At 31.5% G+C, this 6,654-nt stretch carries 8 protein-coding genes; 1 reads left to right on the top strand and 7 read right to left on the bottom strand.

The window, feature by feature from the left end:
* Positions 1-390: 390 nt before the first annotated feature.
* The 5 genes from DES36_RS09995 to DES36_RS09975 all read right to left on the bottom strand — a co-directional run bounded on the left by DES36_RS09995 (position 391) and on the right by DES36_RS09975 (position 4,630).
* The gene (locus DES36_RS09995; protein WP_113921063.1) at positions 391-561 is read right to left on the bottom strand and encodes a DUF362 domain-containing protein; all 171 of its coding nucleotides are present in this window, start codon (positions 559-561) and stop codon (positions 391-393) included.
* Between the two features lie 89 nt (positions 562-650).
* Positions 651-1,589, bottom strand: coding sequence for a PSP1 domain-containing protein (locus tag DES36_RS09990; RefSeq protein ID WP_113921062.1), 939 nt, complete (start codon positions 1,587-1,589; stop codon positions 651-653).
* Entirely contained in the window at positions 1,561-2,544 is a 984-nt protein-coding gene (gene holB, locus DES36_RS09985; RefSeq protein ID WP_170128264.1) for a DNA polymerase III subunit delta', read from the bottom strand. The genes DES36_RS09990 and holB overlap by 29 nt, the downstream gene beginning before the upstream one ends.
* Entirely contained in the window at positions 2,537-3,232 is a 696-nt protein-coding gene (locus DES36_RS09980) for a dTMP kinase (RefSeq protein ID WP_113921060.1), read from the bottom strand. Before DES36_RS09980 ends, holB begins: the two co-directional genes overlap by 8 nt.
* Positions 3,233-3,241: 9 nt before the next feature.
* A complete protein-coding gene (locus tag DES36_RS09975) occupies positions 3,242-4,630 on the bottom strand; it encodes an aminotransferase class I/II-fold pyridoxal phosphate-dependent enzyme (RefSeq protein WP_113921059.1) in 1,389 nt (462 codons plus the stop codon).
* 301 nt (positions 4,631-4,931) lie between these two features.
* Between DES36_RS09975 and trxA the strand changes: the two genes are divergently transcribed.
* Positions 4,932-5,258 carry a thioredoxin gene (gene trxA, locus DES36_RS09970; RefSeq protein ID WP_113921058.1) on the top strand — a complete coding sequence of 109 codons (327 nt, stop codon included), beginning with the start codon at positions 4,932-4,934 and terminating at the stop codon, positions 5,256-5,258.
* 213 nt (positions 5,259-5,471) lie between these two features.
* Here the strand turns inward: trxA and rd are convergent, their stop codons facing one another.
* A complete protein-coding gene (gene rd, locus DES36_RS09965) occupies positions 5,472-5,633 on the bottom strand; it encodes a rubredoxin (RefSeq protein WP_113921057.1) in 162 nt (53 codons plus the stop codon).
* 97 nt (positions 5,634-5,730) lie between these two features.
* Complete coding sequence (gene rpe, locus DES36_RS09960) at positions 5,731-6,378, bottom strand: ribulose-phosphate 3-epimerase (protein ID WP_113921056.1); 648 nt, start codon at positions 6,376-6,378, stop codon at positions 5,731-5,733.
* Between the last annotated feature and the right edge of the window lie 276 nt (positions 6,379-6,654).

Here is a 6,654-nt window from a genome sequence, read left to right as displayed (position 1 = left end):
TAAAATGGTCTATCAGTATGCATTTGATGGTCTATTTTAATGCATCAGGTGGCTCAAAAGTTAGCATCGATGGTCCATTTGAAATGCAATATTCAAACCCTTAATGTGTAAGTTATCCACTCTCTCTTGTTCATTTCTCACTAAGTTTTCCACAATATTCTCTATACCCTTCCATTTAATTACATTCTATTCTTTGTATTTAGTGTAGAACAAACGAACGCCACTAAATATTGTGATTAATCCACATTTGATGCACTTTTGTGCAAAATTTGTGGATAACTTTTATATCGATTTGTCGTTTCATGGTGAATAAGTCTTATTTTATCCACAAAAACATCAACAAGCAATAAAAAGCGACCTCTATGAGGTCGCTTTTATTGTTTTATTCTATTATTCTGCTTGAGCCGCGTCTACAGGACATACATCAGCGCATGAACCACAATCTGTGCAAAGGTCAGCGTTAACTTCGTATATAGACTCTCCTTGACTAATTGCTTCTACTGGACATTCTGATTCACAAGAACCACAAGAGATGCAATCTTCACTAATTGTATAAGCCATTTAAATTCACCTCCTACATATGTAAGGTATGTATCTTATCACTGCTCTTATTATATAATAAAATGGCTATTATTCAAGTGGTTTTTTAATTATAATTCACTTTTTTGTTTGTTTTTTGTCAATAATTCTTTTTTTACATGATTTTCATGATTGCAGGTATGATTTTGTTTTTCTTCTCCATCTTGTTTTTTGTGTTTTGTTTTACAACAAGATCCCTTACAAGAGGATTGTAACTTAATATTATCTAATTTATATTCATTTACGATTACTTCATCTCCATCAATTTTTACTATGACAGATTCAGCTAAGGTATTGACCCTTATAATAATTCCTTCTCCATCAGGGGATATGACTCTTTGTCCTTCTGAAGGTAATCTCTTGGCTACTTCTTCATAAAAATCTTGCTCATATTTTAAACAGCACAATAATCTACCACAGATTCCGGAAATCTTAGTTGGGTTTAATGATAAACTTTGTTCTTTTGCCATCTTAATAGACACAGGTTCAAAATCACCTAACCATTTTGAGCAACATAAAGGAATGCCACAGGGTCCGAGACCACCAAGCATTTTAGCTTCATCCCGGACGCCAATTTGTCTTAATTCAATGCGAACCTTAAAAATAGCAGCTAAATCTTTCACTAATTCCCTAAAGTCTACTCTTCCTTCAGCCGTAAAGTAAAAAATAATCTTATTATTGTCAAATGTGTACTCTACATCAATTAGCTTCATATCTAGCTTGTGTTTTTCTACTTTTTCCTTGCATATCTCCAAAGCTTTAACTTCTTTTTCTTTATTTTTCTTGTACGTTTTTTCATCCTTGTGAGTAGCAATTCGAATTACGGGTTTTATAGGAGGTACTATCTCTTCTTCAGATACAAACTTTATAGGCGTTACAGCTGTACCAAATTCTATCCCTCTAGCTGTCTCAACAATAACTTTATCCTCAGCATTTAGCTCAAAATCCTGTGGATCAAAATAATATATTTTACCGGCCTTTTTAAACCGTATTCCTATGACCTTTATCATTAATTAATTTTTCCTCCTGTATTCTTAACAACAATCTTTCGATTTGTAATTGTAAATTTACATTATATTTTAAATCACCTTGTAAGATTATAATATTCCCTATTATATCATGAAACCCTTCATAAGTTAAACACTCACTTATTTCCTTATACACATTCAAAGATCCATTTACTTTAGCGTACAAGGCATTCTTAAATAGGATCAATAAATTGTTTATGATGTACTCATTGCTCAATTTTTCATCTTTTATCCACTTCGAAAATTCAAAGATTTGAGAATAATCACCTTTCATAATAGAAAAAATATATTTTCTAAAGATCTTAAATTGATCGATTTCTTCTGGATTTTTTATGATATTTTCAGCTTTTTCAATACAACCTTGGCTTAATTCGTATACATCGTCAAGAAGGCTCTCTTTTAGGGAATACTTTTTTCTAAGAGAAGATTGAAAGGTTTCCTTATCTAGTGGATTAAAATATAAAATTTGACCTCTCGACAAAATTGTAGGAAGTATTCTCTCTTTGCTCTCACTAATTAAAATAATATATACGCCTGCATTAGGTTCTTCTAAAGTCTTTAATAGAGAATTTTGTGCAGGGATACCCATAGTTTCACAATTATTGATTATAAATACCTTCTTATCCCCTTCATAGGATTTTACATTCATTTTTTTTTGTATTTCTCGTATCTGACTGATTTTAATGCTTGATTCTAAGGGAAAGATTTCAATAAAATCAGGATGATTTCCACTGTCCATCTTATTACAAGAAGTACAATGATTGCAAGGCTTATTATCTACCGAACACAGGATAGCTTTTGAAAACTCTATAGCCGTCTTTCTTTTATTGGTCCCCTCAGGTCCTACAAATATATAGCAATGATTAACTCTATTATAATCAATGGCTTTGGAAAGTATATATTTATTTTTCTCGTCTATAATAATCTGATCAAACATTTGTAACCTCATCTTTTATTATATTATCAATAATATCCTTATATATTTCTTCATTAATGTCTTCAATAGTTCTAAATTCATCTTTATTCATACAATCAATTTCGTGCCAATGGTATAAGTTTATTAGTCTTTTAGCATTTTTATAGGCATTGTGTAAGTGGATATAATTGTTTTCATGTATATCCTTTTTTTCTCCATTTGTTATTTTGTTTAATCTCTTTTCAATTCGATCTATAGAATGGTTTAAAGGAATATTTAAAAAATAAATTTTATCTGGTATAGGGATCTTATACAATTCAAACTCTAGATTCCATAGCCAGTTTAGGTATTTATTGAATTCTTCTTCATCACTTATTTTTCCCCCTTGATGAACCATATTAGAGGTTGTATACCTATCAGCAATAATAATACCACCATTATTATAAAAATCTTCAAATTCACATTTATAAGAAGCATACCGATCTCCAGCATAGAAAGTAGATGACACATATGGACTAATCTCATCTGGATTCTTACCAAAATCTCCTCGAAGATACATTTTAACAAGAGCTGAACTCTCTTTTTCATATCTAGGATAAGAGATCATCATGACCTTATATCCGTTTCGGTATAACCTTTTATAGAGTAATTTGCTTTGAGTTTCTTTTCCGCTCCCATCTAAACCTTCTATTACAATTAATTTTCCCATATTGCCTCCTTATTTTATAACCTGTATTTTCTTTTCATTTAGCCCCATAATATCACTGTCTTCCCAATTTCTAAGAAATAACAAAGTATTTTTATCTATTTTTTCTCCAGGAACTAAAACAGGTATACCTGGAGGATAAGGGATAATAAATTCTGCACAAATTCGTCCTACAGATTCCATTAAAAGAACTTCTTCCTTGCCTCTATCAATGACTTCCCAAGGATTTATACATTTTTTTGTTATAGGATAAGAGTATATTTTTTTCTTTTTTACATAATATTCTTCAATTAAATGAGCGCAGTCTTTTAATGCATATACAAGCCTTTCTACGTCTCCTTCTTCTGTTCCCATACCCATCATGGCTAAAACACCATTATAGTCCCACATTTCCATTTGGATAGAGTACTTCTTTCTAAGGATATGGGAAAGGTATACTCCAGAAACCTGAGGACTTTCAATCCAAATTTTCAACTTATCATAATCAAATACTTGGCCACTAGATAATAGCTCAGACCCTTTTAAATAAAAAGGAGTATTATTTAATTCTTTTTCAATTCTATTATAATAATATAATAACTGATTTAGTCTTTCTCTTCCCCTGTCTCTCGCATCTAAAACGGAATTTTCTATAGACATCATAATAGGATAAGATGGACTAGTGGTTTGAAGAATATTAATATAATTCTTTATTACATTAGTTGAAATCCTTGAGCTACACACATGAAGGAGAGCCCCTTGATTTAGAGAATTTAATGTTTTATGGGTGCTTTGTATAACGATATCTGCACCTAAATCTACACTTGAGGTAGGGAATTTTTCATTAAACTTTAGGTGAGCCCCATGAGCTTCATCTACAATTAAAACCTTATTATATGTATTCGTCACCTTACTAATGGATTTTACATCTAGGCAAATGCCGTGGTAAGTAGGTGAAGTAATAATCACTCCCTTTAAATGGGGATGCTTAATAAAGGCTTTTTCTACCTGCTCTGCATTAACCATGGGGTAAGATTCATTTGCTTCATCATTATATAGATATACTGGATTAATTTCTTTTAACATTAAAGCCGAATACACAGATTTATGAGAGTTCCTAGGAATCAAAAAAGAATCCCCTTTATTGCAAATGGACAAAATAGAGGCAAGAATACCAACCGTACTACCATTGACCAATATAAAGGACTTCTTTACCCCATATATATTAGCTATTTCACCCATAGCTTCTTTAATTGGGCCTTCTGGACTATTTAGATTATCTGTGCCTGGTATTTCAGTAAAATCATACTCATAAGAAAAAAGATTATCTTTACTTCTTCCCTTGTGACCTGGCATGTGAAATCTCGTGTAATCTCCTCGATTTGTTATTCTTTGTAATGCTTTATATATTGATCCTTTCATGAAACTATAAATTCCTTTCTTAATATGATAGAGTACAAGCAGTCTAGACCCACGCTAAAAATCACTGATTTTTGCGAAGATAGGAACTTATGCTTTATCAAACAAAAAACATGTGATATAATATGCAAACTAGCGGATTGGCTCGCAGAAATTACAGAATTTTATGAAATACTAAATAACATTAAGATAATAGTAACACAAATTTTAGATTATATACATATGGTGTTTTCTTTAGATGACGGTTAATAATCTATCTTTTGGGTACAAATAAAAAATAACTATTGAAGGGAGAATGTTAAAAATGGCAAATGCCAATATTATAATTCTTGATGAAAATAATTTTGAAAATGAAGTGCTTCAGTCCAAACTTCCTATTTTAGTAGACTTCTGGGCAGAATGGTGTGGACCTTGTCAAACTTTATTACCTATATTTGACGAATTAGCAGATGAAAATAAAGATAAGATAAAAATTGCTAAACTAAATGTAGATGAAAATAGAAGCTTAGCGATGAAATACCGTGTTATGAGTATCCCAACGGTATTGATTTTTAAAGATGGTGAAGAAATCAGAAGAGAAGTAGGAGCTAAAACAAAATCTGATTATGAAAGTATTCTAAATGCTCTTTAAAAGCGCCTACGGTGCATTAGCTACCAGCGGCCAGTCTTCAGTCATCAGTGCTAGGGTCAAGTCTTACGGGTCAAAGATTTAACCCTGACGCTCAGGATGACTCAAGTAACAGCTAAGATTAAAAAGTAGAATTTTCCTAGTATAGAAAAGAAGCTCGCCTAAAGGCGAGCCGTTTTTTTCAGCTTTCTGCATTTCGCTTTCAGCTATTCGTTATTATTCAACTACTGTAAAGTCTTCTTTTCCTGCTCCACATAATGGACATACCCAATCGTCTGGAATATCTTCAAATGCAGTACCTGGTGCAATACCGCTATCTGGATCTCCCTCAGCTGGATCATAAATATAACCGCATAGTGTACATTCATACTTTTTCATTTTATTACCTCCGTTAAAATATTTTATATTATTTCTAATTGCTGCTAACAATTATATAATACCCTTTTTGTGAAATGTTAAACACCCATAGTTTAATTTAAAGAACAACTCTTCGCAAGTCATCGATATTTTTTTGTATATCCCCTTTAAATGTAAAGGAACCTGCTACTAATACATCTGCTCCAGCTTCTACAATTTTAGGCGCTGTTTCTAAATTGACACCACCATCTATTTGTATATCAATAGGGTAACCTTTTATCATCTCTTTTAGAGCTCTTATTTTATCTAGAGAATTTTCGATAAAACTTTGTCCTCCATAACCTGGATTTACTGTCATAAGTAAGATCATATCTACTTCATCTAAAACATATTTTAGTGTACTTAAAGAAGTAGCTGGGCATAGAACAACTCCTGATTTAACACCATAAGACTTGATTAAGTTTAGACTCCTATGAAGATGAGTAGTAGCTTCTTGGTGTACTGTTATAATATCAGCTCCAGCTTCTGCAAAACGGCCGATCAAGCGATCAGGATCTTGCACCATCATATGGACATCAAAAGGTAAATTCGTTTTATCTCTTAACATTTTAACCTGATCAGGTCCAAATGCAATATTAGGCACGAAATTCCCATCCATTACATCAATATGTAATAAATCTACATTACATTCTTCCACTTTTTTAATTTGATTTTCAAGATTTCCAAAATCTGCTCCTAATATAGAAGGAGCTATTTTAACTGCCATGTTTGTACCTCCATTTGTTAGATGAACTATCTTTATAAATTTAAAATATTTTTATAATGTCATCAAGCTTCTTAAGCTCTTTTTGTTCATCTGTATAGTATATCATTTGTGAAAATTGTTACAGTTAATAATAACATAATTTTAGAGAATACATCAACTTACTTCTGTTTATTTATTACGGTACTATATTTATAAAGTAATCTTACTCTTTATCCTTTATTTACATATATTTTTATCATCAAAATCCACCATTTGGTTAAACTAGATGATATTGAA

It is taken from the genome of Alkalibaculum bacchi, from assembly GCF_003317055.1.
GTDB lineage: Bacteria > Bacillota > Clostridia > Eubacteriales > Alkalibacteraceae > Alkalibaculum > Alkalibaculum bacchi.
Note: the sequence above shows the minus strand (reverse complement) of the source record. Positions and strands in the feature narration are given on the sequence as shown.

Bases quoted from the DNA above. Each gene is read 5' to 3' on its own strand.
- DES36_RS09995 (WP_113921063.1), bottom strand. From the start codon at position 561: ATGGCTTATACAATTAGTGAAGATTGCATCTCTTGTGGTTCTTGTGAA.
- holB (WP_170128264.1), bottom strand. From the start codon at position 2,544: ATGTTTGATCAGATTATTATAGACGAGAAAAATAAATATATACTTTCC.
- DES36_RS09990 (WP_113921062.1), bottom strand. From the start codon at position 1,589: ATGATAAAGGTCATAGGAATACGGTTTAAAAAGGCCGGTAAAATATAT.
- DES36_RS09980 (WP_113921060.1), bottom strand. From the start codon at position 3,232: ATGGGAAAATTAATTGTAATAGAAGGTTTAGATGGGAGCGGAAAAGAA.
- DES36_RS09975 (WP_113921059.1), bottom strand. From the start codon at position 4,630: ATGAAAGGATCAATATATAAAGCATTACAAAGAATAACAAATCGAGGA.
- trxA (WP_113921058.1), top strand. From the start codon at position 4,932: ATGGCAAATGCCAATATTATAATTCTTGATGAAAATAATTTTGAAAAT.
- rd (WP_113921057.1), bottom strand. From the start codon at position 5,633: ATGAAAAAGTATGAATGTACACTATGCGGTTATATTTATGATCCAGCT.
- rpe (WP_113921056.1), bottom strand. From the start codon at position 6,378: ATGGCAGTTAAAATAGCTCCTTCTATATTAGGAGCAGATTTTGGAAAT.